Annotated in this window: 22 protein-coding genes and 1 pseudogene; 4 read left to right on the top strand and 19 right to left on the bottom strand. The window is 64.8% G+C overall.

Translation table 11 applies throughout. From position 1 onward, the window contains the following. Positions 1-29: 29 nt before the first annotated feature. From B5E42_RS09415 to B5E42_RS09430, 4 genes are all read right to left on the bottom strand, one after another. Entirely contained in the window at positions 30-1,103 is a 1,074-nt protein-coding gene (locus tag B5E42_RS09415) for a lysylphosphatidylglycerol synthase transmembrane domain-containing protein (RefSeq protein WP_087238979.1), read from the bottom strand. After that, a complete protein-coding gene (locus B5E42_RS09420; RefSeq protein ID WP_087238982.1) occupies positions 1,100-2,194 on the bottom strand; it encodes a glycosyltransferase in 1,095 nt (364 codons plus the stop codon). The genes B5E42_RS09415 and B5E42_RS09420 overlap by 4 nt, the downstream gene beginning before the upstream one ends. A 77-nt stretch (positions 2,195-2,271) precedes the next feature. Next, positions 2,272-2,796 (bottom strand): 4'-phosphopantetheinyl transferase superfamily protein, encoded by a 525-nt coding sequence (locus B5E42_RS09425; protein ID WP_087238984.1) that lies wholly within the window; start codon positions 2,794-2,796, stop codon positions 2,272-2,274. Positions 2,797-2,872: 76 nt separating this feature from the next. After that, positions 2,873-4,111 (bottom strand): serpin family protein, encoded by a 1,239-nt coding sequence (locus B5E42_RS09430; protein ID WP_087238986.1) that lies wholly within the window; start codon positions 4,109-4,111, stop codon positions 2,873-2,875. Between the two features lie 143 nt (positions 4,112-4,254). Between B5E42_RS09430 and B5E42_RS09435 the strand changes: the two genes are divergently transcribed. Both B5E42_RS09435 and B5E42_RS09440 read left to right on the top strand, forming a co-directional pair. Beyond that, positions 4,255-4,956 carry a response regulator transcription factor gene (locus B5E42_RS09435; RefSeq protein WP_087238988.1) on the top strand — a complete coding sequence of 234 codons (702 nt, stop codon included), beginning with the start codon at positions 4,255-4,257 and terminating at the stop codon, positions 4,954-4,956. An 87-nt stretch (positions 4,957-5,043) separates the two neighbouring features. Beyond that, on the top strand, positions 5,044-7,155 hold the full coding sequence (locus tag B5E42_RS09440) for a HAMP domain-containing sensor histidine kinase (RefSeq protein WP_087238990.1): 2,112 nt from the start codon (positions 5,044-5,046) through the stop codon (positions 7,153-7,155). 66 nt (positions 7,156-7,221) lie between these two features. Here B5E42_RS09440 and B5E42_RS19590 read toward each other — a convergent pair whose 3' ends face one another. From B5E42_RS19590 to B5E42_RS09495, 12 genes are all read right to left on the bottom strand, one after another. After that, positions 7,222-10,143, bottom strand: coding sequence for an S-layer homology domain-containing protein (locus tag B5E42_RS19590; protein ID WP_242967079.1), 2,922 nt, complete (start codon positions 10,141-10,143; stop codon positions 7,222-7,224). 13 nt (positions 10,144-10,156) lie between these two features. Next, positions 10,157-10,459 carry a hypothetical protein gene (locus B5E42_RS09450; protein ID WP_204244398.1) on the bottom strand — a complete coding sequence of 101 codons (303 nt, stop codon included), beginning with the start codon at positions 10,457-10,459 and terminating at the stop codon, positions 10,157-10,159. A gap of 245 nt (positions 10,460-10,704) precedes the next feature. Beyond that, positions 10,705-10,944 (bottom strand): 30S ribosomal protein S18, encoded by a 240-nt coding sequence (rpsR, locus tag B5E42_RS09455; RefSeq protein ID WP_087238992.1) that lies wholly within the window; start codon positions 10,942-10,944, stop codon positions 10,705-10,707. Between the two features lie 80 nt (positions 10,945-11,024). Continuing rightward, positions 11,025-11,516, bottom strand: a complete 492-nt coding sequence (gene ssb, locus B5E42_RS09460; RefSeq protein ID WP_087238994.1) for a single-stranded DNA-binding protein — start codon at positions 11,514-11,516, stop codon at positions 11,025-11,027. Positions 11,517-11,532: 16 nt separating this feature from the next. Further along, entirely contained in the window at positions 11,533-11,832 is a 300-nt protein-coding gene (rpsF, locus tag B5E42_RS09465) for a 30S ribosomal protein S6 (RefSeq protein WP_087238996.1), read from the bottom strand. Positions 11,833-12,041: 209 nt separating this feature from the next. Continuing rightward, positions 12,042-12,200 (bottom strand): CPBP family intramembrane glutamic endopeptidase, encoded by a 159-nt coding sequence (locus B5E42_RS19175; protein WP_162613957.1) that lies wholly within the window; start codon positions 12,198-12,200, stop codon positions 12,042-12,044. Between the two features lie 132 nt (positions 12,201-12,332). Then, positions 12,333-13,205, bottom strand: coding sequence for a UTP--glucose-1-phosphate uridylyltransferase GalU (gene galU, locus B5E42_RS09470; protein ID WP_087238998.1), 873 nt, complete (start codon positions 13,203-13,205; stop codon positions 12,333-12,335). Positions 13,206-13,226: 21 nt separating this feature from the next. Next, positions 13,227-13,742: a QueT transporter family protein gene (locus B5E42_RS09475; RefSeq protein ID WP_087239000.1), complete on the bottom strand. Its 516-nt coding sequence runs from the start codon at positions 13,740-13,742 to the stop codon at positions 13,227-13,229. Positions 13,743-13,894: 152 nt separating this feature from the next. Next, complete coding sequence (locus B5E42_RS09480; RefSeq protein WP_087239002.1) at positions 13,895-15,016, bottom strand: SLC13 family permease; 1,122 nt, start codon at positions 15,014-15,016, stop codon at positions 13,895-13,897. A gap of 143 nt (positions 15,017-15,159) precedes the next feature. Beyond that, positions 15,160-15,429, bottom strand: a complete 270-nt coding sequence (locus B5E42_RS09485; RefSeq protein WP_087239004.1) for a hypothetical protein — start codon at positions 15,427-15,429, stop codon at positions 15,160-15,162. Beyond that, a complete protein-coding gene (locus tag B5E42_RS09490; RefSeq protein WP_191379611.1) occupies positions 15,422-15,727 on the bottom strand; it encodes a NifU family protein in 306 nt (101 codons plus the stop codon). The genes B5E42_RS09485 and B5E42_RS09490 overlap by 8 nt, the downstream gene beginning before the upstream one ends. Position 15,728: 1 nt before the next feature. Further along, positions 15,729-17,102 carry a TraB/GumN family protein gene (locus B5E42_RS09495; protein WP_087239006.1) on the bottom strand — a complete coding sequence of 458 codons (1,374 nt, stop codon included), beginning with the start codon at positions 17,100-17,102 and terminating at the stop codon, positions 15,729-15,731. Positions 17,103-17,313: 211 nt separating this feature from the next. Between B5E42_RS09495 and B5E42_RS09500 the strand changes: the two genes are divergently transcribed. Beyond that, positions 17,314-17,562 (top strand): helix-turn-helix transcriptional regulator, encoded by a 249-nt coding sequence (locus tag B5E42_RS09500; protein ID WP_087239008.1) that lies wholly within the window; start codon positions 17,314-17,316, stop codon positions 17,560-17,562. Between the two features lie 288 nt (positions 17,563-17,850). Here B5E42_RS09500 and B5E42_RS09505 read toward each other — a convergent pair whose 3' ends face one another. Beyond that, entirely contained in the window at positions 17,851-19,050 is a 1,200-nt protein-coding gene (locus tag B5E42_RS09505; protein ID WP_087239010.1) for an ATP-binding protein, read from the bottom strand. A gap of 186 nt (positions 19,051-19,236) precedes the next feature. Between B5E42_RS09505 and B5E42_RS19595 the strand changes: the two are divergent. Continuing rightward, positions 19,237-19,335, top strand: a pseudogene (locus B5E42_RS19595) (AbrB/MazE/SpoVT family DNA-binding domain-containing protein); the annotation flags it as partial. A gap of 152 nt (positions 19,336-19,487) precedes the next feature. On the opposite strand, the gene B5E42_RS09515 reads toward B5E42_RS19595, so the two are convergent. Beyond that, the gene (locus tag B5E42_RS09515; RefSeq protein ID WP_087239014.1) at positions 19,488-22,064 is read right to left on the bottom strand and encodes a chemotaxis protein CheB; all 2,577 of its coding nucleotides are present in this window, start codon (positions 22,062-22,064) and stop codon (positions 19,488-19,490) included. After that, entirely contained in the window at positions 22,061-26,143 is a 4,083-nt protein-coding gene (locus tag B5E42_RS09520) for an EAL domain-containing protein (protein ID WP_087239016.1), read from the bottom strand. Before B5E42_RS09520 ends, B5E42_RS09515 begins: the two co-directional genes overlap by 4 nt. Positions 26,144-26,233 lie beyond the last annotated feature (90 nt).

Genomic DNA, 26,233 nt, shown 5'->3' on the forward strand with positions numbered 1-26,233 from the left:
CGTTTGCCGGATGGCCGCCCGCCGGGATCTTATGTTGCCACCGTGCCCCGGGCCGTCTTAGGGAGGCGGGGGGAGATCTCGATGGCCCGGTTTTTCCGGGTGCGCAGGTGGACTGTCAGGGTGACGCCCGCGCTGATCAGGAGGAAAGCGTAGAAGCTGATGCCCCGGGAGACCAGCACCGCCGGGGCCACCAGCCCCGCACCGAAGAAGAGCTTCATGGCGGCCACAAAGCCGCCCTCGGAGGCGCCCACCGCCCCGGGCAGGGGGAGGGAGGCCACCGCCAGGGTGACCAGGGCCTGGGTGCCGATGATGGCCATGGCGCCGCTGCCGCTGAGGCCGAAGGCGTGGTACACCACCAGGGGCACGGCGAACAGGGCGGTGAGCTGGCAGAAGGTGACGCCCAGCAGGGCGGGCGCCAGGCCGGGGTTCTGCTTGACGCACTCGGCCCCCCGGCGGTACTCCTCCATCTGCTTCTCCAGCTTCTCCCGGGCGGCGGCCTCGTTGCGCACCAGGCGCACCCGCACCAGCAGGGACAGCACACAGCCGGTGAGCTTCCGGGCGGCGTTGGGGAGGAACATGAGGCACAGCATGCCCGCCGTCAGCACCCCGTTCACCGCCGCGCCGAACAGGAGCAGCAGCCCCAGCCCGGTGCCCAGGTTGGTCACCAGATCAAAGCGCAGCAGGACGATGGCCAGGGCGTAGCCCATGACCACCACCTGATAGCACACGGCGATGAGCATCATGTTCAGGGCCCCGTGGGCGGCGGGGATGCCGTCCTTGGACATGTAGTAGACCTGGGCGGGCTGGCCGCCGGTGGCGGAGGGGGTGATGGAGCTGACATAGAAGCCCACGAAGGAGTAGCCCAGGCAGTGCCGGTAGGGCGCCCTGTGGCCCAGCCGGCCCAGGATCAGGTGGGAGCACAGGGCCTCGCACCCCACAAACACCAGCATGAGCCCCAGGCCCAGCACCAGCCAGCCGGGCTTAAGCCGGCCCAGGATCTGGAGCAGCCGGGTGATGGGCTGATCCTTGAACAGCATCCAGCCGGTGAGGGCCATGATGGCCACAATCAGCCCGATGCCGACCAGCGTCTTTTTCCTGCTCATGCCACGCCCACTCCTTTTTCCTCCCGCAGGCCCGCCAGAATCCGGGCCAGGCTCTCGCTCTCCAGCTGCCCCTTCATATGCCGCATGTTGGCGCGCATGGACTCCAGGGCCGCGTCGTCGTAAATCAGCGCCCGAATGGCCTCCAGGCACTCCTCGGGCTCCTTGGCCGCCACGCGGCCCAGTCCCCGCTTCACCAGGAAGCGGGCGTTGAGCTTCTCCTGCTCCAGAAAGGGCTCCCACGCCAGGATGGGCAGCTCGGAGAAGATGGTCTCAAACAGGGTGATGCCGCCGGGCTTGGTGAGCACCAGATCGGCCCGGGCCATGTAGTCGTAAACCCGGTCGGTGAAGCCCAGCACCTGGATGTGGGGATACCTGCCCGCCAGGCGGTCGTAGAGCTTCTGGTTCCGGCCGGTGATAATGGTGGTGTGGACGCCGGGCAGGGCGTCCAGCGCCTCATAAAAGCTGTCCTTCCTGGGCAGCAGGCCCAGCCCGCCGCCCATGATCAAAAGCTGGCGGGTGCGGCCCGGCCGGCGCACCACGGGCCGCTTGAACTCACAGCGGACGGGGATGCCGGTGACACAGATGCTCTCCCGCTCCACCCCCTTGGCGGCCAGCTTCTCCCTGATGTCGTTGGAGCCCACCAGGTAGCAGTCGGTGTACCGGTGGATCCACTCGGAGTGGCTGGACAGGTCGGTGACGCAGGTGATCAGGGGCAGGCGGCTGCCCGTGGCCCCCTTCCAGCGGGATACCATCCGGGCGCACAGGGGGTGGGTGGCGATCACCGCGTCGGGGCTCTTCTCCACCATCAGGCCGGACAGCTCATCCAGAAACAGGTCGTCCAGCAGAGTCCAGGTGTCGGCGGGCAGATCCCGCGTCAGCTTATAGTAGAGATTGAACAGCCCGCTGCCCCGGGTGACCAGCAGGTTGAAGCATTTATACATGGCATCGGAGGCGTTGGGCATGGCCTGTGCCACCAGATCCAGCACCTCCACCTCAGCCCCGGGAAACGCCCGCAGCAGCTGCTGGCGCAGGGACTGGGAGGCCGACCAGTGGCCCATGCCGAATTTTCCGGTGAGAATCAGAATACGCACGGGGGTTCCCCTCCTTTACTGTACCCAGTATAGCGGAGTTTTCTTTAGAAAACCTCGGTGCAATCCTTAAAGAATGATTAAGAAATTCTAACAATTCGTCCGGAGGGGGTCTCCGGCGGGACACAGCAGGCCGCCGCCCGCCAGGTTTCGCCGGAATAGGCCCGGAAGACCAGCCCGTCCAGCGTCCCCTCCTCCCCCGGCGCCAGCAGGGGGACGGCGATGGTGCGGGGGGCCTGCCGCAGGCCCAGGCCGGTGCACTTGACCCGTGCCTCCTTCAGCGTCCAGAGGGTATAAAACGTCCCCCAGCCGCCCCCCTGCTGTTGAAACCAGGCGTATTCCCTCCCGGAGAGCACATGCCGGGCCAGGCCCGCCCGCCGGGGGCGCACCAGCTCCACATCCACCCCCAGGGGGGCGCCCCCCGCGCCGCACAGGGCCAGGCCCCCGCTGTGGCTCAGGTTGAAGTGGAGGCCCGGCGCGCTGGGAAAGAAGGGCTTGCCGTTTTCCTCCCGCTCCACGGGCGGCAGGTCGGCCAGGCCGTACTCCGCCGTTACCAGCTCTCCCAGAAGCTCATATGCGTCCCCGTGTCCCAGCCACAGCACCATCTTTCCCGCCTCCTTTCCCCCAGCATACCACAGATCGCCGCAATTTTGTAGGGGCGGATATCATCCGCCCGCCGCTTTACGGCCGCTCAAAGGTGCCCAGAAACAGGGGCACCCCCCGCTCCAGATCCACAATGGCATAGCAGAAAGGCCGATCCAGAATCAGCTCCTCATAGTCCATAGGTGCGGGCGCCCCCGCCGGCGCCATCACCACCGTGGACGCGGCGGCCTCGGTGCCCTCCTCGTCCACCTGGATCTTGGCCCGGTGGAGCACCGAGTCGATGAACAGCGGGCCGCCGCTTTCCGTGGTGCCCAGCCCGGAGAGGTCGGCACGGGCCGGGTCGAAGGCGGCGTCCAGGCCCAGGGCGGACAGGACGTCTTTCAGCTCGCCGCCCCACTCGGCCTCGAATTTTGGCATGCGGAGCAGCAGCCGGGTGTCCTCCGCCGCCCCGATCAGCGCCGGGAAGGTGCCCCCGTCCAGGTCTTCCAGCCAGGCGTCCAAGTCCCCATCGGGCAGGACGGCCGCGAAGGCCAGCCGCCCGTCGTCGTAGGGGAGCACAACCCCGGCGGCGTCTTCAGTGCGGAAGTACTGCTCCTGCCGGATGCCGTTGGAGAGAAAGTCGGTTACCGTGCCCGTCCCGTCGGCGGCGTAGAAGCTGTCCTCCCGGGTGCTGTTCGGGTCGAACCCGTCGGCCCAGGTGTTTTTCAAATAGAGGGCGTTGACCAGCAGCAGGGCGGCGTCCTCCGCCGGCATCTCTGTCAATATCTCGGGGATCATGCCGCCGGTGTTCTCCTCCACCCAGCCGTTCACCGCCCGTCTGGTCTGCTCGGTGGCGAGGTCGGCCTGGTAGAGCCCCGCATCATAGAAGGCGGCGCACCGGGAGAGAAACAGCTCGTTGGCCTCCAGGCTGTCGTCCAGCCACAGGGAGTCGGCCAGATTGGACACGGTGCTGCCGCCCAAATCCCGATACTCGGCCAGCAGGGAGGCGGCGTTGGCGTTGACGGTGTCCACATCCGCCCCCAGCAGGGCCTCAAACTCCGCCAGGGTATCCCCGGCGGCGCCGTTGGCCGTCATGGACAGGGCCAGGGAAATGGACAGGGGGGAGAGCAGGGTGTTCACCCCCGGCTCCCGCACCGCCCGGAGCAGCTGGGCCCCCAGATTGCCGATGGCGGCGTCCGCCGCCCCGTCGGCCTCCGGGGGCGCGGACGTTCCGAGCGCAAACTGCCGGGACAGGTCGGTCACACCCGCCCCGAGGGGGGCGGCGCAGCCCACCAGCAGGGCCAGGGGCAGGAGCAGAGACAGCAGCTTTCCTTTCACGGGGAACCCTCCTCATAATTTTATTTGCTTTTTAGACGGAAGTTAGGGTAAAATGTTCCATGTCTTAAAGCCTTCTTAAAACATTTCCCCCGTGGGACTTAAATCTTTTCCGCTAGACTGATTCTGCAAGACGAGGTGAGGGTATGAACACCATTCTGATCTGCGACGACGACAAGGACATCGTCTCCGCCCTGGACATCTACCTGACCAGCGAGGGGTACGAGACGGTAAAGGCCTATGACGGGCTGGAGTGCCTGGAGGCGGTGAAGCGCCAGCCGGTGGATCTGATCCTGCTGGACGTGATGATGCCCGGCCTGGACGGCATCCGCACCACCGCCAAGCTGCGGGAGAGCTGCAACGTGCCCATCATCCTGCTCACCGCCAAGAGCGAGGACAGCGACAAGATCCTGGGCCTGAACATCGGCGCGGACGACTACATCACCAAGCCCTTCAACCCCATTGAGGTGATCGCCCGGGTGAAGAGCCAGCTGCGGCGGTACACCAGCCTGGGGGGCAAGAGCGGCGGCGGGAACGACAATTCCTCCCTGCTCACCAACGGCGGCATCGCCATGGACGACGGGGCCAAGTCGGTGACGGTGGACGGGGAGCCGGTGAGCCTCACCCCCCTGGAGTACAACATCCTCCTGTTGCTGATGAAGAACCCCGGCCGGGTGTTCTCCACCAGCCAGATCTACGAGCTGGTGTGGAACGACCCCTCTCTGGGCTCGGAGAACACGGTGGCCGTCCACATCCGCCACCTGCGGGAGAAGCTGGAGATTGACCCGGCCAACCCCCGCTACATCAAGGTGGTGTGGGGATTGGGTTACAAGATGGAAAAAGCGTAGGGGCCTCCATCCATCTGGGCGGATCATATCCGCCCCTACTATTCACTTTTCCCTATTCACTCTTCACTGCCCTTCCGAGGTGATCCCATGAACAAATTCAAGACCAGCCTGGCGGCCAAGGCGGCGGCGGTGCTGCTGACCCTGATCATCGGGGCGGGGGGCTTCTGGACTACGGTGTTCACCATCAGCCAGTGGGACACCCTCTGGCTGGGCAGCAGCTACTACGACAGCAGCGACTACTACGATGATCTCATGAACCGGGAGGTTCAGCTCCATGAGCTGGCCCGGCTGCTCCAGGCCAGGGAGTGGGAGGGCACCCTGCCCTACCTGGATCAGCGCCGGCTGGAAAACCTGGAGGAGGCCCTGTCGGCAGAGCAGACCAACTTCCGCTTCAACATCCGCCGGAACGACACGGGTATCCTGATCTACTCCAACCTGGAGGGAAGCGCCGCTTTGGAGGATCACGTCCATGCGGTGGAGCAGACCGAGCTCATCGTGGCCCAGAACAGCGGCGTAGCCGGCAACGACTACATGATCTGGGACAGCGGCCGGGGCTATTATCTGCTGAACGTGGTGCTCCCCGACGGCACCGTGCAGCTCTTTCTCCCGGAGGACGTCGAACAGGCTGCCTACTACGGCTACACCTTTGACGGGGATGACGCCTGGGACTACGACGAGGCCAAGGACAGCCGGGTGACCCAGTCGGTGCTGGCCCTGGAGTACGGCGTGGCCGACCCTCTCATCGTCCGGGATGAGTTCTGGAGCGGCCAGCAGGATTTCCAGAGCTATGTCCGCTATCTGCCCCTGGTGGCCGTGCTGGCGCTGGTGCTGGACGCCTGTACCGGGGTGCTGCTGGTCTTCCTGTTCCGCGCCGCCGGCTGGCAGGCAGGGCGGCCCCGCCCCGCCCTCAACTGGTTTGACCGCATCCCCTTTGATGCGCTGGCCTTCTGCGCCTTCTGGATCATCGCCGTGCTGATCAACGCCGGGGACTCCATCACCTACGGGCTCAACACCCTGGAGCTGGTCACCGAGCTGTGGGTGGGCCTTGGGTTCATCACCATCGGGGTGATGGGCACCCTGCTGGCCCTGTGCCTCACCGCCGCCGCCCGCATCAGGGCGGGCACCTTCTGGCACAACAACGTGCTGCGGATGCTGGGCAGCCTGATCGGCCGTGGACTCCGGGCCCTGGCCCGGGCCTGGCCCCTCACCGGCCGGACGGTGCTGCTGTTCCTCCTCTATGTGGTGTGCAGCGTCTTCTTCCTGTCGCTGCCGTTCCCCGTATGGGTGGCCCTCCAGGCCGTCGCCCTGTTTGCGCTGTGCCGCTGGACGCTCCAGTGGCGGCGGGTGCGGGACGGCACGGAGCGCATCCTGGGCGGCGAGCCGGAGTTCAAAATTGACACCAGCCACATGTACTACGACCTGGCCGCCCATGCCGGGCAGCTCAACGACCTGGGCGAGGCCGTGGGCACGGCGGTGGACGAGCGCCTGCGCAGCGAGCGGTTCAAGGCCGAGCTGATCACCAACGTGTCCCACGATCTGAAAACCCCCCTGACCAGCATCATCAACTACGTGGATCTGCTGCGCAAGCAGGGGCTGGACAGCCCCCACGCCCCGGAATACCTGGAGGTGCTGGAGCGCAAGAGCCACCGGCTGAAAAAGCTGACGGAGGATCTGGTGGAGGCGTCCAAGGCGTCCACCGGCAGCCTGCCGGTTCATCTGGAGCGGCTGGGCATGGTGCAGCTGCTCCAGCAGGCCCTGGGGGAGTGGGAGGAGCGCTTTGTCCAGTCCGGCCTGACGGCGGTGCCCACCTATCCGGCGGAGGAGGCCTGGATCATGGCCGACGGCCGCCACCTGTGGCGGGTGATCGACAACCTGCTGTCCAACTGCAACAAGTACGCCCTGGAGGGCACCCGGATCTACATCGGCGTGACGGTCTGGGAGGGGCAGGTGCGCCTGTCCATCAAGAACGTGTCCCGGCAGGCCCTGAACATCCCGGCGGAGCAGCTTATGGAGCGCTTCGTGCGGGGGGAGGAGTCCCGCACCACCGAGGGCTCCGGCCTGGGCCTGTCCATCGCCCGCAGCCTTACGGAGCTCCAGGGGGGCCAGTTCCGCCTGGACATCGACGGAGATCTGTTCAAGGCGGCGGTGGCCTTCCCCGAGGCCCCCGCCCAGCCCGAATCTCTCCCCCCGGCCAACTGAAAAACCCGGCCCCGGAGCAGCGCTCCGGGGCCGGGTTTGTTTTGGAATGAGCGGGAGCGCGCAGTCCTACCCGGCGAAGCGGGCCAGGATCTGGGCCAGCTCGGCGCGGGAGGCGGTGCCGGTGGGATCCAGCCGTCCGCCGTCCTTGCCGGTCAGCAGGCCCTCGCCCACCGCCCAGCGCAGGGCGTCCACCGCGTAGGCGGAGGCGGACGCGGCGTCCGCGAAGCCGTCCAGGGTACCGGCGGGCGCGGGGGAGCCGGCATAGCGGTACAGGATCGCCGCCATCTGCTCCCGGGTCAGGTCGTCCTCGGGGCCGAAGAGGCCGTTGTCGTAGCCGGTGACATAGCCGTTGGCCGCCGCCCAGTTCACCGCGTCGGCGTACCAGGCCGTGGGGCTCACGTCGGGGAAGCCCGCCGCGGCGGCGGGTGTGCCATCGGCCAGGTTGTAGAGCACCTGGGCCATCATGGCCCGGTTCAGAAGCAGGTTGGGCGCAAACAAGGTGCCGCTGGTGCCGTCCATGATGCCGTTCTCCCAGCAGTACGCCACCGCGTCGTGGTACCAGTCGCCCTCGGCCACGTCGGTGAAGGGCAGGGCGGGGGTCTCGGGCTCCTCCGGCTCGGTCACGATCTGCCGGAAGGTGACGGAGATGGTGTGGTCGGTGCGCACGTTCTCGAAGGTGTAGCGCTCCACCGCGCCCACGCTCTCGCCGTCCACCTCCACGTCGGCAATCTCCCAGCCGTCGTCGGCGGTGATGCGGAAGGTCTGGTTCTCGCCCCGGCGCACCCGCACCCGGCCGTCCGGGCTGATGTCGCCGCCCCGGCCCGCGTCGGCCTCGATGTTGTACCGCCGCACGCTGGTGGAGCCGCCGGAGGAACTGCCGGGGTCAGAGGGCTCCGGGTCGGGGGTGACCGGCTGGGCGGTCACGGCCACAGTGCAGGTATCCGTACCGGCATTGTAATTCGTTGTGGCCTTACTTTCGGCCGTGAAGGTATAGCTCTTCACGGCGGCGGGCAGGTCGGCGTACCAGACGCCGCCCTCCTGGGTGAGATAGATGCTGGAATCGTCACAGGTCACGGTCACCGCCGCGTCCTTGGGCGCGCCGGTGACGGTGAGGGTCACCCGGCCGCCGCCGGGCAGCGCGGCGGGAGAGGCCGTGACGGCCAGATCAGGCGTGCCGGGCTTAATGGAGAAGCTTAGAATCGCAGTTCCCAAACTACGCCCACTCAGTGCGGCAAGATACGTTCCCACATCTGCAGGCGCGCCGTTCAGCGGTACAGGATAGGTGGGATCTGAGTTGTTGTAATACTCTACCTTCAAATCACTGCTGACGAAGTCACCCCAGTTGTCGCTGGTCTCAATCTCAAAGGTCTGGGACTGGCCGTTGTATGTGCGCTCCGTCTCGCCGTCCAGCCAGGCGCTGATCTCCGCGCCGCAGGTGCAGGTGCCGGTGATTTTTCCCAGTGTATTGTCGCGTTCGTAAGATATGTAGTGCTTGTGGAACATCAGCTCATCATTATCTTCAGAGAGCAAAACAATAAAGCCGCTGTCGTCGCTGGTGAAAATCGTGTCGTAACCGGCCCCGTGGGTGTGGCTGCTCCAGCCGCTGGTAAATTCCTTGCCGCTGTCACTGCTGCCGGGCGTCACGCCCAGCCGGGCGTCCTCGTTCAGAGGGCCTGCGATCGTGAGTTTCGCACTGCTGAGATTAAGATTGATGTTGTTTGTCAGGTAGGAACTTCCCTTTGTGTTGCCCGTCACCACGGGGGAGCCGGAGAGCTCAATGACAGGCTTGCCGCTGTTGTAATAGCCTACTCCGCCGGAAGAGCTGCCGGCATGGTTGCCCTGAATCGTACCGCCGGACAATTTCAGGCATGGATTGTAAGTGTAGTTATTTCGATAGAGATATATGCCGCCGCCGCTGTTGTCAGAGATATTATTTTCAATGCTTCCGCCGGTCAGTTCGAAGATCCCGCGCGCCAAATATACGCCGCCTCCATAACTGTAGGAAGTCCCATTCTTCTCCGCGGAATTTTTCTGGATCGTTCCGCCGGCCATAGTGAAGGTGACGCCTTCAACGGTTCCACCGATATGGACTCCGCCGCCGGTTCGGGCGGAGTTACCCGCCACCATTCCGCCGGACATGGTGAACTCTGCTGTGTCATCACCTCGCGTATGTCCACCGAAGTAGATCCCGCCACCAGCATCCTCGGCCTTGTTTTCCGTGATGGAAAAGCCGCCGGTCATGGTGACAGTTCCGCCAGAGGCGGAAAACCCTCCGCCGTTATCGCTTGCGTAATTATGGGAAATTTCCCCGCCGTACAGGCAGACCGTGCTGAGGCTGGCACTGACCCCGCCGCCGCGGCCGCAGTTTCCGGTGATACTGCCGCCGGTCATGGTAAAGGTGGATCCTATCTCGAGCCGTACGGCGCCTCCGAGATTGGTACCGCCGTAATAGCTTGACCCGCTCTGATTGCCGGCCAGGTTGCCGCCGGCCAGGGTCAGACTGCCCTCGTTCACATACACCGCGCCGCCGCCGGCGCCGTCACTGTTACCTTCGCCGACGCCACCTATGCCTCCGTAGATCACGCCGCCGGTCAGATCGCAGGATTCACCATCGCCCGTTCCGGGCCTCCAGAGGTGTTCGCTCTCGTCCAGCCAGCCCGGAGTGATTTCGCTGGAGCAGTCGCAGATGACCAGGGATACATCCTCGTCCACAGAGATATTTTTCCCGTTCAGGTTGATGTCGTGGCCGTTCAGGCAGAGCGTCACGCCGCCGTTGGGGACAGGCCAGACGGACGAAATGGTCACGTCAGTACTGAGATAGTATTTCCCGCCGCGGTTCGGCAGACTGTCACGCGTATTCCATTCCTCATATCCTTCGTGGTCGCTGTGCCCGTAGTTCTCCGCCTCCCCTGCGGCAAAAGCCGGGGCAGGGAGAAGGGATGCGGCAAGGCAGACGGCCAGGAAGCTTGCCAGCAATCGCTTTTTCATGGGTGTTTCCTCCTCAAACTGTTCTATCTGAATGCCGGGACTGCCCCGGCAGATCAGCCGTGGAACGGGTGAGTCGTTCTAACAGCCGGGCCCGGGCATCCGCGGCCGTGGGCTCCGGCGGCTCACCAGAGAGGTAAGCCAGGGCATCATTCCATTCCCGCAGCCCCGCGGCCCCGGCAGGTATGTCCGCAAGGGTTCGGGCCAGTGCCTGCCGCCCCGGCGCGTCCAGGAACCGCAGGTCGGACAGGTAGGTGCAGCCGATCCGCCGGGCCAACTCGTCCAGCAGGGAGAGCGCAGTCTGTTGAATTCCGACCATTGGTCTCCCTCCTTTCAACCACATTTGCCAAAAGGTGTACCTTTTGGCAAATGTGGTTTTCGCATATGAGGATAACGGAAGATTCAATTATGCCAGCAAAAAAATGGCGAAAGTTATTGATATTACTAAATTTTTGTGATAATATGATATGAGAAAATCGGCTGTCAAAAGGTACACCTTTTGACAGCCGATTTTCTGCATGAAAAATCCCCCGAACCAGGCCGGTTCGGGGGATTCGGTTAAAATCAGTCGGTGACGAAGGGCAGCAGCGCGATCTGACGGGCGCGCTTGATGGCCTCGGTCAGCTGACGCTGATGCATGGCGCAGGTGCCGGTGGTGCGGCGGGGCAGGATCTTGCTCCGCTCAGACAGGAACCGGCGCAGCTTGGCCGCGTCCTTGTAATCGATGTGCTCCACCTTGTCCACACAGAAGGTGCAGACCTTGCGGCGCTTGCGGCCGCGGGGGCGCTCTCTATCCATAGCCATAACAGGAAACCTCCTTTACCACGGGCCTGTAGCCCGTCTTGTTTTTGATGTCCCGCGCCGGGCGCGGGTTGTGTTCGTGATCAGAAGGGCAGCTCGCCGTCGTCGTCATCGGACAGCTCGGCGAACTGGTCGCCGCCGCCCATGGGGGCCGCGTAGCCGCCGGCCGCCGGAGCCGGGGGCGGCGCATAGCCGCCGGCCGGGGCGCCGAATCCGCCGGACGGAGCGGCGTAGCCGCCCGCCTCCGCGTCCCGCTTGGAGTCGCCGAAGTACACGTTGTCGGCCACCACCTCGGCGGCGCGGCGCTTGTTGCCGTCCCGGTCAGTCCAGTCACGCAGCTGGAGCCGGCCCTCCACCACGGCCATGCGGCCCTTGGTGAAGTAGCGGGAGACAAACTCGGCGGTCTGCCGCCAGGCCACGATGTCGATGAAATCGGTGGCCTTCTCGCCGGTGTTTCTGTCCTTGAAGTCCCGGTCAACCGCCAGGGAGAAGGACGCCACGGGGGTGCCCGTCTGGGTATGGCGCAGCTCGGGGTCGCGGGTCAGCCGGCCCATGAGAATAATCCGGTTCAGCATCTCTGCCTGCCCCCTCTTACTCGTCGTCCTTGCAGACGATCAGGGAGCGCATGACGCCGTCGGTAATGCGCAGGATACGATCCAGCTCGCGGGGGAACTCGGGCTTGGCGCTGAAGGTCATCAGCACGTAGTAGCCCTCGGTCAGGTCGTTGATGGGATAGGCCAGGTGGCGCTTGCCCCACTCGTCAACCTCCGCCAGGGTGCCGTTCTGCTCCACCAGGGTCTTGAACTTGGCCACCATGGCCGCGGTAGCCTCCTCATCCAGGTTGGGGTTGAGGATGTAGACCACCTCGTAGTTTCCGCTCAGTTTTGCCATTTGTTTGCACCTCCTTATGGACATATGGCCCCCGCCCTCTGCGGGAGCAAGGATGTGCCTGTTCTTTGAAACAAGCTATATTATTATATAGGATTCCCACCGGAAGTCAAGGGATTTTTCCCATTTTCCGCGAAAAAATCTCCTCTGATCAGCTCCCGAAGGTGTTGACCGCCATGTGGAGCAGCAGGGACGGGCAGATCCGCCCGCTTTTATACCTGGCCGCGCCGAAGATCAGGCCGAAGACCGTGCCGCTCCAGGCCGCGCCACACCCAGCCCCGGAACAGCAGCTCCTCGAACAGCGGGGTGAACAGCGCCCCGCAGGCCAGGCTCAGCAGGCCGGGGCCGTACACCAGCAGCCGTTTTGCCACGGCATCCACCTCCTCCGGTCTGATGGCCCCATTGTACCATCCCGCCCCGGGGAAGTTTTTGCTTTTTTCTGAATTCTGCACAGCAAACAGGGGCCCGCGCTGTACGCGCGGGCCCCTGCATTTCCACACAATTTACCTGAGCTCCCCGGCCTTCTCTTTCAGGAAGTGCTTCAGCCACGCCCCGGTGGCCGGATGATCCAGGGCGAAGTCGATGGTGGCCTCCAGGAAGCCGCACAGGTTGCCAGTGTCGTAGCGGCGGCCCTCAAAGTCCACGGCCACCATGCGGTGGCTCTGGCACAGCTCCCGCAGGCCGTCGGTGAGCTGGATTTCCCCGCCGTAGCCGGGGTGCACATTCTCCAGAATGTCGAAGATCTCCGGGGTGAGCACATACCGGCCCAGAATGGCGTAGTTGGAGAACCGCTGCTCCGGAGTGGGCTTCTCATTCATGTCGGAGACCTCAAAAATCCGCTCCTCCAGGGGGGAGACCTTCACGGAGGAGTAGCGGGAGATGGCCTCGGTGGCCACCTGCTGCACCCCCACGGCGGAGGCGCCGTATTTCTCCGCGGCCTCCACCAGCTGGAGGGTCACAGGCTTTTTCGCCCGCATGATGTCGTCGCCCAGCAGCACAGCAAAGGGCTCGTCCCCCACGAAGCGGCGGGCCCGGCCGATGGCGTGGCCCAGGCCCTTCGTCTCCTTCTGGCGCACATAGAAGATGTTGGCCAGGTCGGCGGCCCGGCGCACCTCCACCAGCTCCGACTCCTTCCCCGCCTGGAGCAGGCGGGTCTCCAGCTCGGGGTAGTAGTCAAAATAGTCGTCCATGGCCGACTTGGCCCGGTTGGTGACGATCAGGATGTCCTCGATGCCGGCGGCCACCGCCTCCTCGATGATATACTGGATCACCGGCTTGTCCACCATGGGGAGCATCTCCTTGGGGACGGTCTTGGTGGCGGGGAGCATCCGGGTGCCCAGCCCGGCGGCGGGGATGACGGCCTTGCGTACTTTCATAAAGAGATCTCCTTTATCGTATTAGAGCCGCGCCAACCGCTTCTGGGGGATGAGGGCGCGGAGAGGAGTGACCTGGGGCAACACAGAAATGAGGATAGATCCCAGAACATAACAGGCTATCAGCTCCCCCAGGCCCACGGTAAATGCGTTGAACGCATAGGCAGCGGGAAAGGCACTGGTAAAACCGGTCTCAAACCAAGCCACTTCTGCCCCCACAATAACAGCGTTGCATAGCACCGGGGGGAGAGGGGCCAACCAGCGATTGGGCATCCGCTGAGTCAGCAGGCAAGCCAACAGCGTTGCCAGCGTACCGCACAGAATATCCAGCGGATAGGGAGAAAACAGGTTGGCGATAAAGCACCCCACCACCAGACCCGGTGTTGCCCCAGGGAAAAAGAATGGGAGGACGGTGAGCGCCTCCGCCAGTCGGCACTGGATGGTGCCAAACTGTGGGATGGGAAGGGTGACCGTCAGTACAGCGTATACTGCGGCGATGACAGCGGCCATTGCGAGCTTTTGAACCTTGGAATTGCGCATGGGTTGAGTTACCTCCATTTTGGTATTTAGAGAACGGCGGGCGGCCTTCCGGGCCGAAACCGCCGAACGAACACGGCACAGCCGTGCTTGGACCGGGTGTGGAAACCAGTCGGAGGTATTGTACCATGTTTTGAGGGGGAAGTAAAGGCCGCCTACCCCAAAAGCAGGGCGGCGGCGGTCAGGAGCAGAAGGAAGGCCGCGTTCCACAGGGTGAAGCTGCGGAGAAAGCGCCCCTTGCGGTCGGGATACTGGGCGGCGTAAAACTTGAAGGTGATCAGGCTGGCCAGGGAGGCCACCAGGGTGCCCAGCCCGCCCAGGTTGACGGCGGTGAGCAGGGCGGCGAAATTCTGCGTGAAGCCGGAGAGAAGAATGGCCGCCGGCACGTTGCTGATCACCTGGCTGGCCAGGATGCCGGCCAGCAGCTCGTGCCCGCCCACCAGGGAGAGCAGCAGATCGTTGAGGGCCGGGATGCGCTTGAGGTTGCCGATGAAGATGAAGAAGCACAGGAAGGTGAGCAGAAGGAAGTAGTCCACCGACCGGAACAGCCTCCGGTTCACCGCCAGCACCACCGCCGCCACGCACAGGAGCACGGGGACGAAGCCCACCACCCGGAACACCACCAGCAGGCACAGCGCCAGCAGGAGCAGATAGGGCGCCAGGGCGGACAGGGGGGCGGCCTCTCCCTCCTCCTCCGGCCGCGCCTCCCCCAAAGGCTCGTCCCGCTGGAGCAGCAGGACGGCCAGCAGCAGCACCAGAGACAGCCCGGCATAGGGGAGCACCGCCCGGGCGAACTGGGCCATGGTCAGCCCGGCGGCGGAGCAGAGATAGAGGTTCTGGGGGTTGCCGATGGGGGTGGCCATGCTCCCCAGGTTGGCGGCGATGGTCTCCAGCACCACCAGGGTGAGCACACGCCCCTCCTGCCGGATCATGCGGAACACCAGCAGGGTGAAGGGCACGAAGGTGATGAGGGTCACGTCGTTGGTGATCACCATGCTGCAGAAGAAGCACAGCAGCACCAGGGCTATGCTCAGCTCCCGCAGGCTGCCCGCCCGCCGCAGCAGGGCGCGGCCCAGCCGTTCAAATACCCCCAGGGAGCGGAAGCCGGCCACAATGAGCATCAGGCAGAACAGCAGGGCCAGCGTCCGGTAATCCGGGTAGGACAGATAGGCCGCGTCCGGCCGCACCGCCAGGGCGGACAGGGCGGCCAGCACCAGGGAGACGCAGAACACCGTCTCCCGCCAAAACAGCGTTTTGACTTGATTCAGGAGGGTCATCGCGGGGCACTCCTCTCCGGGGAATTTCCTCCGCCCGGCATACCGGGCAAACGAGCACCATTATAGCCCCCGCTGCCGGGAAAGACAAGGACGCCGGAGGGAGAAATTTCCCCCTCCGGCGTCCGGAATTTACAGCTTTTTGCCTATTGGGCCCGGCGGATGGCCTCCTCCGCCCGGCGGAAGTCGCCGGCGGTGCGGATCATCACCTGCTCCCGGCCGGAAAGGCCGGCCAGATCGGCGCAGCAGGCCGTGCAGCCGCCCACCACCAGGAGTACGCCGTACTCCCGGCCCGGCTCCGCGGCCCGGAAGTCCGCCGAGGGGCACGCCCGCGTCAGCGCCTCCACCCCGGCTACCCGGTCAAACCGGGGGTTGCAGCCGCCGCAGTAGCGCACGCCCACCGTCACCTCAGCCATGGCCGTTCTCCCGGCTGTGGTTCAGAATGGCCCGGGCCTGATCCAGCAGATCCCGGCTCACCTCCTGGATGAGCACCACCTGCTTCACCTCGGGCACGGCGGCACAGACCTCCTCCTGAATGAGCTGCTCGGTGGTGATGGCGGCGGAGGGGCAGCCGGAGCACTGGCCCAGCAGCCGCACCCGCAGCACCCCGTCCTCCAGGCTCGCTACCTCTACCTCGCCGCCGTGGCCGTGGAGGTAGGGCCGCACCCGGCCGGCCAGCACCTGCTCAATCCGTTCTCTCAGCTTCCCGTCCATCTCAGGGCACCAGCTCCACGGTGTAGCCCAGCTCCCGCAGGCCGGAGACGATGCCGCCGGGATCCACCATGTGGCCCGCGCCCACGGCCAGGAAGAAGGTGTTCTCCCCCTCGGTCTCCAGGTACTCCGCCGCCGCGGCGATCATGCCCGGATCCCGCTCGGTGAACAGCTTGGCGTTGAGCTCGTCGTCACTGTTGAGGATGGCCTGCTTGTCGTAGACCGCCAGGAAGGCGTCGGGATCCCGGTTCTTCCAGGCGTCAAACATGGCGGCGATCTGCGCCTCCTGGGCCTGGGCCAGCGCCTGGGCCTCCTCGCTGACCGTCTCCCCGCTGAGGGCGGTCTCATACATGGCCAGGCTGCTGTCCAGATAGGCCTCCTGATACTCGGCGGACAGTCCGTCGAAGATGCCGCCCTGGAAGGCGTAGGTCTCCACGGCGTCGATGGTCTTGCCGGCGTTCACCGCGTAGGCGTTGATGTAGGAGTCCACGGCCATGGCGTTGGCGCTGGTGGTGTCGTCCTGAAGGCTCAGCACCCCAAAGGTGGAGGCCAGGGCCCAGGGCTTGTAGCTGTCAAAGTCGTTGGGCCCCATGCCCAGGGCCACCGCCGCCGCCTGCACCCGCGCGTACAGCTCGGGGCTGATGTGGTCGGCCAGGGTGGTGCCGTCGGAATAGGTCTGGAGGGAGGCCAGCAGGGCCATGCCCTCTTGGTCGTTGAGATCCAGCTCAAAGCTCACCACCTGGGCCGCATCCAGGGCGTCCCGCACAGACTTGTGCAGGGGGTAGGCGTTGCTGCGATCCATGTGGATGGTGCCCAGCAGGTAGAGGGTGTTGTCCCCATTGGTGGCCTTCCAGAGCAGGCCCTTGGAGCCGGCGTTGTTGGCGTCGTAGACCGCCAGGATCAGCCGCTTGGCCATGGTCATGGCCTCCTGATAGGTGCAGGGGCGCTCCTCATTCAGCTCGCCGCTCCGGTCGCCCTGCACCACGCCCAGGCCGGTGAGGAAGGCCTCCGGGCCATCCTCCACGCCGTCGATATCGTAGGCCGCCGCCTCCTGATACAGGGCGTTCATCACGCCGCCCCGGGTGGTGTCCACCACCAGCCCGGCGGTGTCCGCCGTCCGCTGGGGCAGCTCCAGCACCGCCAGCTTGTCGGCCACGATGCCCGTCATGGTCTCCAGCTGCTCGGCCGTAACCGCGCTCTGGATATAAGTGGTGTAGCTGTCGTCCACCAGGCCCAGGGCATAGCTGTCGGCCAGCTCCGCCACCGCCCAGGCGTCGGGCAGCTGGGGCGCGGGCTCCTCCGCCGCCAGGGCGGGCACGGCCAGCAGGGCCGCGGACAGGGCAAAGGCCGCCGCGCGGCGCATCCAGTTGAATTTCATACGCTGCTTCTCTCCTTACTTTTGTAAAGTTTACTTTGCATCCATAATGTAGCATATGCCAGCCGTCCCGTCAACTTAAATTTTCCTTAAGGGCCTCCCGGCTGTGCTTCCATTGTGGAGACAGGTATACTAGCTATAAACTAGTAACAACTAAGTTTTAGCACGTAATAATCTGCCTGTCAAGATGATACCCTTAATTTGGGTGAGACAGATGAAGAGTAAAAACGACCTGGCCCGGTTCCGGGACTACTATATCGCCATCGGCATCCGCATCTCCTACTTCCGCAGGCTGCGGGGCCTGAGCCAGGAGCAGCTGGCCGAGCGGGCGGGGATCAGCCCCGGGTTCCTCTCCCAGGTGGAGGCTCCGGGCATGGCGGTGGGCATCTCCCTCAACACACTGTTCCTGATCGCCGAGGCACTGGATATCCCGCCCTACAAGCTGCTGCAGATAGAGGAATAGGGCCATTGGGAAAAAGGGCGCACTGCGGGACTCCGCAGCGCGCCCTTTTTACAGGCTGAGACTGGCGATAAACTGCTTGGCTGTTCTCGGCGTCCGACCCGGGATGCCGCATCTGTTCCCGCCGGGGCGTCACCGAGGGTGACGCCCCGGCGGGGGCCCTTCGTTCTTTCATCTGGCCGGGCGGAGTGAATCCGCCCGGCCATCAAGGTTTTGCCCACAGGGCAAAACGCTTGGACGCCGCACTGCGGCGGGGCGCTCCCGCGCCCGTGGGAGATGCGGGAAAGCCGGTTACAGGCTGAGGCTGGCGATAAACTGCTTGGCTGTTCTCGGCGTCCGACCCGGGTGCCGCATCTCCCACTTGAGGGCGTCGGCCCGGAGGGCCTCCCGATCCATGGTTACCCCGGCCTGATCGGCCAGGCTCTCCACCAGATCCAGGAACTCCGCCTTGTTCAGGGCCAGATAGGGGATGCGCAGGCCGAAGCGGTCGGACAGGGAGGTCTTCTCCTGGATGGTCTCGCTGGCATCCACCTCGTCCCCGGCCCGGTCGGAGAAGGTCTGCCGCACCAGCCGGCGGCGGTTGGAGGTGGCGTAGATGGCCACGTTGGCCGGCCGCCGCTCCAGGCCGCCCTCCAGGATGGTCTTCATGGCGGAGTAGGTCTTGTCGTCCTGGTCAAAGGCCAGGTCGTCGATGAACAGGATGAACTTGAGCCTCCGCCCGCCCAGGGTGCGGATGAGCCTCGGCATGTCGGCCAGGCCCTCCTTCTGCACCTCGATGAGGCGCAGGGCCTCGAAGCCGGGCAGGGACAGCAGGCTCTTCACCGTGGCTGACTTGCCGGTGCCCGAGTCGCCGTAGAGCAGCACGTTGTTCACCTGGCTGCCCGCCAGCAGGGCGCGGGTGTTGGCCTCCACCTGATCCCGCTGGAGCTCGTAGCCGAACATCTCGTCCGGCTCGGGGCAGTCGGGCTCCTCCACGGGGCAGAGCACCCCGTCCTCCCACAGAAAGGCCCGGTGCCGGGCGAACAGCCCAGCCCCGTGGGTGCGGTAGAACTCCGTCAGCTCCGCAAAGCTAAAGGGGCAGGTGCTCTCCCACCGGGGCAGGCGGGCCAGCATCCCCTCCAGCTCCGGCGGGGCGGCCCCTCCCACGGCCTCCAGCAGGCGGCCGCAGCCCAGCTCCGCCAGGGCGGCAAAGGTCTCGATATCCCGCCTGGCGGCCTCCGCCAGGGCGGGATCCTCCCCGCCCCGCTCCACCAGGGCGGCGTAGGGGGACTCCCTGTCCCGCAGCTGTCCGTCCAGCCAGGCGCCCAGGCTGGTGCTGCCCTCGGCCCGCAGCAGGTAAAACAGGCCGGCATAGTCCTCCGCCGCCCCGGCGCCGTCCCCGGCGGCCAGCTTGTCCAGAAGCGCCAGCACCCTCCGCAGCGGCTCCTCCTCCACCACATGGCGGTAGGCCGCCGTGCCCCGCAGGGCCCAGCGCAGTGCATCCAGTTCCATCCGTCACTCCCCCTTTTTCGTGCCTTTTATTGTAATGCGCCGCGCACCGGCCTGTCAACGCAAAAGCACGGGAACTGTCACTTTTCCTCTCCCTTTCCAAATGAAACCACCGGGCGGATCTGCATACCGGCTGGAAACCTGCGGATACTAACGGCTGTAACCACAACCGCAGGAGGAGTTTGATAGATGAAAGCGACTGGAATCGTGCGCCGCATCGACGATCTCGGGCGCGTGGTCATTCCCAAGGAGATCCGCCGCACCATGCGTATCCGCGAGGGCGACCCGTCACTGATATCATTGGCACCGTGGGAGCAGTTCTGTTCCGGCATGCTGGATCTGGCCCGGCGGCAGGGCTGGGAGGGAACATAGAGGCGCACTGTCCCCAGGGCCAGCTCCAGCTCCATCTTCTCCGGCCCGGCCAGCCGGCAGATGCCGGTTCACTTGGCCGGGTCAGAAGCGGCCTCCGCCTCCGTATGGAGGGGCGCACCCAGGCTGTCGATAATGGTGATAACCAGTCCGCGGATGCTGTTCTCCGTTGTGCGGTAGGGGGCGATGCGCAGGGTGTAGTGCCGGCCGTTCAAGGCCGTGACCTCGCGGTCAATGGAGATCAGATCCTTCAAGACAGCCCGGCAGTCGTTTTCAATGGCCTCTTCCGGAAAGCTGTGAGCAAAGATCTGGATGGAGCGGCCCACATCGTGCTCCAGCAGCTGGAACTCCCGGCCTACATACTCTGTGAACTTACGGATGTTCAGGCTGCTGTCCACAAAGAGGATGCCGATCATCGTGGAGGACAAGAAGTTGGACAGATCGTTGGTCATCATGGTCAGCTCGTCCAGCTTGAGCTGGTGCTCGGTATTGACTGTATAGAGCTCCTCGTTGACGGACTGCAGTTCCTCGGTAGAGCTCTGCAGCTCCTCATTGGCGGTAAGCAGCTCCTCATTGGCCGCCTGCAGCTCCCCGTTCACCGCCTCCAGCCTCTGGATGGTGGAGCGCAGGTCATTCTGTGACTCCTGATACTCCCGCTCCAGATCAGAGATGCGACGGGCCGCCGTAGCGTCCAAATCGTACTTCTCCACCACACCCCCTGCGCCGGCAGGCCGGTTTTCCAGGAAGAGGACGGCCAGCAGTTCGCGCTCCTCGCCCGCCCGGCCGGGAATGGGTTCCACCACCAGGTTGATGGTCTTCCGTCCACTGGGGCTGTCCACCACAACATCGGTGTAGGTGATGGAGGTGTGCTCCGTACGGCAGCGGTTGATGGCGGTAGCCGCCACCAGGGACAGATCCTTGCATACCATGTGGAAAAAGTTCAGGGTGGCCTTCCCCGGCGCCAGGGTCAGGTAATCGCTGTAGCTGCCAAAGAAGTGAAGCACGGAATCGTCCTCCTGCAGGACAACCGAGGCAGGCAGATACCGCTCCAGGAAGTGGGTATAGCGGCTCTCGTCCGCAGGCTCGCCGCTCTGGCCCAGCCCCGCGTGGATGTTTTTCAGGGAGAGATTCTGGATGTTGGGGATGTTGAAGGTGGGCGGTGCCAAATCCTCCACCTTGCCCTCCGCCTTGTGCACATAGATCTTTTCCGCAGAGCAGACCGGCTTGAACAGGCTGACATACTCGCCCGCCGTTTCGCTCTTGCCCAGGAACAGAAATCCCCCGTTTTTCAGCGCCTGGTGGAAGATGGCAAACAGCCCCCGGCGCATCACCGGCTGGAAATAGATCATCACATTGCGGCAGCAGATCAGATCCAGCTTGCCGAAGGGTGGGTCAGAGAACATGTTGTGGGTTGCAAAGACGATCATCCGGCGGATGGCCTTGGAGATCTGATACTGGTCGCCCAGCTTCACGAAAAATTTCGCCAGACGCTCTGGCGTCACATCGTCAATGATGTTTTCCGAGAACACACCCCTGCCCGCCTGCTCCAGCGCGCGGCTGTCCACATCGGTGGCAAAGATCTTCACATCCCGCTTGACCTGCAGCTCCTCCATCACCTCCTGGAACAGGATGGCGATGGAATAGGCCTCCTCGCCGGTGGAGCAGCCGGCGCTCCATACCCGGATCGGCTCGTCCTCCCCAGTCCGCTCCACAATCTTATAGATGGCATTGTACTTGAGCTTTTCAAAGAAGGCTGGATCCCGGAAGAAATTGGTAACCCCGATGAAGATTTCCCGGGTGAGAATGCCGACCTCCTCCGGGCTGTCCCCCAGGAGCCTGGCAAACTCCCCCAGGCTGCTGGTGTGGGTGACCAGCATGCGCCGCTCAATGCGCCGCAGGATGGTGGAACGCTTGTAATAAGTAAAATCTATGCCGCTGGCATTTTTGAGAATGGTGTAGATGTGGGACAGGGTCTCCTCCTCGGAAAAGGGTGCGTCCTCGTCGGAGAGGGAGCTGTCGCCCCGCAGGGGGCGCAGCAGGATGGGGGTGTTGGAGAAGTTGAGGATCTCCTCCGCGATCTCCTCCGGGGACAGGACAAAATCGGCCAGGCCGGTGCTGATGACGCTCCGGGGCATCCCGTCAAACTTGGCGCTGTCCGGATCCTGGGCGATGACCAGACCCCCGTGCTCCTTGACCGCCTTGACGCCGTTGGTGCCGTCCGAGCCGGTGCCGGAGAGCACCACCGCGATGGAGTGTTCCCGTTTCTCCTCCGCCAGCGAGGCAAAGAAAGCGTCGATGGGGTGGTTGAGCGTGCCGGGAGCATCGGACAGGATCAGCCTGCCTGACTGGATGGTCATATACTTTTTCGGCGGGATCAGATAGACGGTATCCGGCTCCATCACGGTGTTGTTTTTCACCTGGTAGACGGACATCTCGGTATGCTTGCCCAAAATGTCGGCCATCAGGCTTTTGTAGTCCGGTGACAGGTGCTGCACCACCACAAAGCTCAGGCCGCTGTTAGGCGGCATATAGTCGAAGAACTGCTGCAGCGCCTCCAGGCCGCCTGCAGATGCGCCGATCCCGATGACCAGCGGCGTCTGGCGGGGGCTCTCAGCCGGCTTCGGTCGTTTTTCCTCTGCAATGCTCATACGCGATCCTCCTTTGATCCCTCCGGCTCCGCCGAAACGGACGCACAAAGGTATTTCCGCTCAAATTCCTCCATGGAAATGGGCCTGTCATAGTAGAAGCCCTGCCCGAAGGTGCACCCGGCCTCCAGCAGCACCTCCACCTGCTCCCTGGTCTCCACGCCTTCTGCCACGCAGGCCATCTCATGGGTGCAGCAGATCCTGACGATATCCTGCACCAGCGTGCGGCTGATGGGGTTTGAGACCACCTCGGCAATGAGGCTCCGATCCAGCTTCACGGTGTCGAACCTGACATTGGCAAAGAGGGAGAGGTTGGCGTACTGGGAGCCGAAGTCGTCCAGACTGAGCCGCAGGCCGCACGCATGGAACTCATCAACGATCTGCTGCAGCTCTGCAGTTCCGACGCTGTCTCCCCGCTCCGTGATCTCCAACTCCAGCGCCTCCGGGGGGAAGGCCGGGTAGCGGCTTTGCAGCGCCAGGATAGATGCCAGGGCGGAGGGGTGGACGATGGTAGCCCGGGACAGATTGACCGCCACCGGAACCGTCCCCAGCCCGGCCAGCCGCCACTGCTCTGCCCAGGCGAGTGCCCGATCCAGGACCAGAAGATCCAACTCCCGGATGGTTCCGTCCTCCTCCAGCTGCTCGATAAACTGCGACGGAGGGATGAGGGAGCCGTCTCCGGCGACCCTGCGCACCAGCGCCTCTGCACCGGCCAGCATGCCTGTGCGCATGTCGATCTTCGGCTGCAGATATACCGTCACACGCTCGTCGGCCCGCAGCTCCGTTCTGCCGACCAGAACCGCGGCCTCTGAGAGCTCCTGGACACCGGCGGCCACCGCCCTCATGGCGGCCCGGGCCTCCTTCACAAGCCTCTTGGCGGTAAAGACGTTCTCCGCCCAGGCGCGGCCGATGCGCACCTGCGCGGGATACCGCCGCTGCAGGATGGAGCGGAGGCGCCCGCAGCGCCCCAGAAATACCTCCCGGGTGGTGTCAGGGAGGAAGGCCACGAATTCCGTTTCCCAGATCCGGAACAGCAGGGAGGCGCCGAACAGGTCTGTCAGCGTTTTGGCCACATACCACAGGATTCTGCTTCCTTTTTCAAAGCCGCGCCTGCCGCCGGGGATGTCCAGGCACACCGCGCCCAGGGAGCTGAAGTGCTCGGAGGTGAGAGTCTGCTCCGCCCTGGCGTAGGCCTGCCAGTCCGGGAGTCCCATCAGGTGCTGCACAGTCCCGGCCGCATCGCTCTCCGCGCGGAACCGCTCCCGCTCCTGCAGCATGTACGGGATCAGGGTGCTGAACAGGGCGGCGTCCTCCGGGTGCTCCCGGGCGTTTTCGATACAGAGGAAGCCCTCCACCTCCTGCTTCCGGATCAGCGGAAAGGCCGTGAAATGCCAGGCCGTCCCCGCTGCGCCCCCCGCTTCCGGGACGGCTTGCTCCGCCCGGGCGAGGAACACCGGCGCCCGCTCGGCCATGCACCGCTCCAGCAGAGGAAACCGGGCCAGGTTCATTCCGGAGACTGCCAGCTGGATGCTGTGCTTGCCGGGGCCGGTCCACTCGAATGTCATGATCACCGCGCGGCGGTTTTCTGCCAGGAGCAGGGTGTATACCCGGTCGGCCCTGTAATAGGTTCCGATGGTTCTCAGCACACCGGACAGCGATGCGTCCAGCGTCCGGGCGGCGAGCATGGCGGACATGCAGTCGAACGCCACATCCTTTTCCTGGATGGACAGAGGGCGCTCCATCTCCGCGGAGCGAACCAGAACCTGATCCTGCTCCCCGGTGGGCAGAAGCTGCGCCCAGCTTTGGCTGCCGCTCTCCTGGGCGAAGAGCACTGCATCCGCCGCAGTGTCCGTCCGCAGGGAGCTGGCCAGAACCGCCTGCGCCAGCATGGCATGGTATTCTGCCGCGTGGGCGGGCAGCATGGAGATCCCCACGATAAAGCGGAGACCGCTGTACACGGGCTCAGGGAGCAGCATCTGCCGGAGGAGGCCAAGCCCCTCCTCCACCTGGCGGCGGAGCGCTTCCCGGTCTGCCGCCGCAGGGAAAACCAGCACGGTCTGCACGGGGCTGTACTGCCCCAGGACGCAGCTGCCGCCCATCACCAGGGAGAGCCCTGCCGCGATTTCGCGGCGCATCTGTTCCGCACTCAGGCCGTCCGCCGGGGCCGCCGGCAGGCCGTGGATCCGGAGGATGGCCACCGCCCGGCTGCCATCCCCCCGCTCCCCGAACAGCTCCTCCGCGATTTGCTGAACCGTGTCCCGGCTGAACAGCTGGCTGACCTCGTCCCGCCGCGCCCCTGCGCGGATGGCCCGCTCCAGGCTGCGGCCGGCATCCAGACAGATCTGGCAGGCCAGGAGAGAGATCTGACGGGAAGCAGGGTCTTCCGTCAGATGCAGCACAAACCGCACCCAGCGGATGCTGCCGGCGCTGTCCACCCGCCGGTATTCCGCACACAGCCAGCGTTTTCCGGCCCGGAACTGCGCCAGAAGCTGCTCCCGGTCGAAGTATGGCTCCAGCCGTTTCTGCTCCTCCTTCCGGAAGATCTTCTGCCTCTCCAGCTCCAGGATCCGGGAGCACGGGGTCTCCCGCGCCCTGGCGCTCAGCTCTCCGCCCTCTGCCCACAGCATTTCCACCGTGTCCAGCTCCAGGTTGGCGCGCATCCCCATGATCAGGTCGGCCATCAGCCGTTCCGGCAGCCGGTGCCGGCCCGGCGCCCACATGCCCGGGCCGCGGGAGCCCTGGGGAAGCGCTTCCATTACCCCGACCGCCCTGGCCGGCCGGCCCACATCGTCCGTCAGCATCCGGTATGAGGCGGAAATCCAGCCGTAATGTTCACGGCCCCTGCTGCGGACAGAAAAATTCCCGTGGCCCCGGGCGCACCCGCCAAGCAGCTCCCGGGCAAAGGCCCGGAACCTGGGGACGGAGTCCGGGTGCACCCAGCCGCCCGCAATCAGGCCCTCGGGGAATGGGATCTCCTCCTCTCCCGGGCGGAGGCTCCCTGCCTCCCCGCCAAAGGAGCGGAACCTGCCGGTGCGGAGATCCACCTCCCAGAGCTGCATGGGCGTCTGTTCGAACGCGGCCCAGAGCCGCTGGATCTCCTCCTTCTGCCGCTGCTGCACCTCTTTGAACCCGGAGACGTCCATCGTGGTGAGGAGCATCACCGGGACGCCGCCGTCGTACTCGGTCTGCGCGGCGCGGATCTGCCACCAGCGCCAGCCCTGCCTGTCCCCGGCACGGACGCGGCATGTCTGCTCCACGCTCTCCCCCCGGCGCAGCCCGTCCCGCAGCGCATTCAGGAGAGGATTCAGATCGTCAGGATGGAGCAGCTCGGCCAGCGGCCTGGGCATCGGACAGGTATCCGGATTGGCCCCGACGATTCTGCACAAGCTGGGGCTGACGTAGATCACCTGGGGGCGCTCCCCCATCTCCAGCAGCGCCACACCGCTCTCCATCTTCTCCAGCAGGCTGCTGAGGGTTATGGTGCTGACCGGGCGGAAGCTGTCGGGCTGCGCCTCCTGATAGCCGTCCTTCCCTTTCAGGCAGAATCTGTGTTTTCCGGCCTTCTTGGCCTTGTAAAGGGCCAGGTCAGCCGCCTGGTACAGGCCCTCAAACGCCTGCCCCTCCCCGGCCAGGTGGACGCCCACGCTGGCGGTAACATTCACAATCTCATGGTCGCCCAGGGCGAGGTGCAGGTTTTCGCAGATGGCCGCCGCCTTGTCTCTGACCGACTTCTCAGATACCTGGCCGCACAGGAACACGGCAAACTCATCTCCGCCCAGGCGGCCCACAATGTCGCCGGCCCGGAAGAGCCGGGACAGGATCCTCGCGGACTGCCGGATGGCCTGGTCTCCCGCGCGGTGCCCCAGCGTGTCATTGACCTGCTTGAAGTTGTCCAAATCCACGATGAACAGCGCGCAGGCGTCCTCCGGCGTCATGCGCGCCAGCCGTTCCCTGATGCGCCGCTCCAGTGTCCCTCGATTCATCAGGCCGGACAGCGCGTCCCTGGCGGCGCGCCGCTGCAGCTCCTCCAACCGATGCTGGAGGCTGTCCGCCGATGACATTTCAGGAGTTTCTCTATCCATACAAATTCCCCTCAGCTCATTTTTGTCAGAGCGCCGCAGCCTGTTCCGGCCTGGACGTTCTGCCAGCCGCCAAATGTCGGGATTTGCTAG

The organism is Flavonifractor sp. An10 (genome assembly GCF_002161215.1).
Taxonomy (GTDB): Bacteria; Bacillota; Clostridia; order Oscillospirales; family Oscillospiraceae; genus Flavonifractor; species Flavonifractor avistercoris.